This is a genomic window from Actinosynnema sp., assembly GCF_052038725.1.
In genome coordinates this window covers 1-1544 of record NZ_JBQGCX010001519.1, presented here as the reverse complement: position 1 = coordinate 1544, position 1544 = coordinate 1, and the positions used below count along the sequence as shown (strand labels likewise).

Annotated in this window: 2 protein-coding genes; one reads left to right on the top strand and one right to left on the bottom strand. The window is 73.9% G+C overall.

Going from position 1 to position 1544, the window contains the following annotated elements; translation table 11 throughout:
- Nucleotides 1–149 precede the first annotated feature (149 nt).
- Complete coding sequence (locus ACTUAL_RS31935; RefSeq protein WP_015801293.1) at nucleotides 150–839, top strand: response regulator transcription factor; 690 nt, start codon at nucleotides 150–152, stop codon at nucleotides 837–839.
- On the opposite strand, the gene ACTUAL_RS31930 is transcribed toward ACTUAL_RS31935, so the two are convergent.
- The coding region (locus tag ACTUAL_RS31930) for a hypothetical protein (protein ID WP_440902834.1) at nucleotides 818–1544 on the bottom strand (727 nt) is incomplete at its 5' end. The genes ACTUAL_RS31935 and ACTUAL_RS31930 overlap by 22 nt on opposite strands.

The following is a 1544-nucleotide window of genomic DNA, read 5'->3' as shown; positions in this document are numbered from 1 at the left end:
CAGTGTCCACTCGAAACGGTGAAAAAGGGCGTGGTCGGCTCGATCGCCGGACGGACGTGGCGGGCTCGCTCGTATCGTGGCAGTCCGGACGGGTGCGCCCCTCCACTGTGGACCGACCGGGTGAGAGCGCCCACGCCAGAGGAGGCGACATGAGCACCGTGCTGGTCGTGGAGGACGAGCCGGACATCGCCCTGGCGCTGCGGCTGAACCTGGAGCGGGCCGGGCACGAGGTGCGGGTCGCCTCGGACGGCAAGCAGGGGCTGCGGGAGCTGCACGAGTCGCAGCCGTCGCTGGTGCTGCTCGACATCGGCCTCCCGGTGCTGGACGGCTGGATGGTGCTGGAGCGCATCCGGGACGTGAGCGACGTTCCGGTGCTGCTGCTGACCGCGCACGGCATGGAGGCGGACAAGGTCAGGGGCCTGCGCGGCGGCGCGGACGACTACCTGACCAAGCCGTTCTCGGCGAAGGAGCTGCTGGCCAGGATCGAGGCGATCCTGCGCAGGGCCGAGGGCGCGACGGCGGCGAGCAAGGCCGAGGTGTACGACGACGGCCTGGTGCGCATGGACCACCGGGCGCGGCGGGTGTACGTCAACGGCGAGGAGGTCGACGTCAACGCCACCGAGTACCGGCTGCTGTCGGTGTTCGTGCAGCACAAGGGCGCGGTGCTGTCACCGGGGCAGCTGCTGGACAAGGTGTGGAACGACCCGACCGGGATCGGCGCGGAGCGGGTGAAGTTCGCGGTGATGCGGTTGCGGCGCAAGCTGAACTGGTCGGCGGACGAGTCCCCGATCCGCGCGGCGCGCGGCATGGGCTACCGCTACGACCCGCCGCGCAAGTAGTCGGGCTCGGCCTCGTAGCGAGCGATGGGGGCGACGGCGGGCTCCGGGGTGGGCGGCGCGGTGAGGTGGACGCGCAGGTCGAGCGGGTCGCTGACCGGGAACGGGTCGGTCCGGCGCGAGCGGGACACCGCGAGGGGCGCCAGGACGGCGAGCTGCGCCAGGGCGCAGACGGCCGCGAGCAGGAGGGCGGCGCCGGAGAGGAGGAGCATCGGGCTGTCGAGCGCGGCCCACGCGAGCAGACCACCGCCGATCAGCGCGGCGACGCCCAGGACCAGGGAGAGGACCAGGCCCGAGGGCGAGTACGACCTGCTGCCCGGCTCGACCTGGGTCGTCGACCGCTCCCCCGCCAGCTCCCACCAGCGCCGCCGGTGCGCGGGGACGTCGACGTCGGACTCGGCGATCCAGCGCAGCGCCCGCCCCTCGGCGGGGAACCCGGCGCGCTCCAGGAACCCAATCCACTGCCCGATGCCCACGCCGGTGGTCTCCTCGGCGGCCCGACGCGCGGTGGGCTCGTCGATCCCGAGCGCGGCGGCGACGGCGAGCAGGACGTCGGGCCGCTCGAACGCGCCGGTGACGACCTTCCGGTTCAGCCACGCGTGGGCGCGGACCCGGTCGCCCTCCCAGGAGAACCCGACCGCCGAACGCCCCCGGCCCGCCGCGACCTTGAGCGTGTCCGGCACCTCGGCCTCGCGCTCGGGCGCGGGT

What these genes read in the sequence shown, in the direction of transcription:
- ACTUAL_RS31935 (WP_015801293.1), top strand. Translation starts at nt 150, where the DNA reads ATGAGCACCGTGCTGGTCGTGGAGGACGAGCCGGACATCGCCCTGGCG.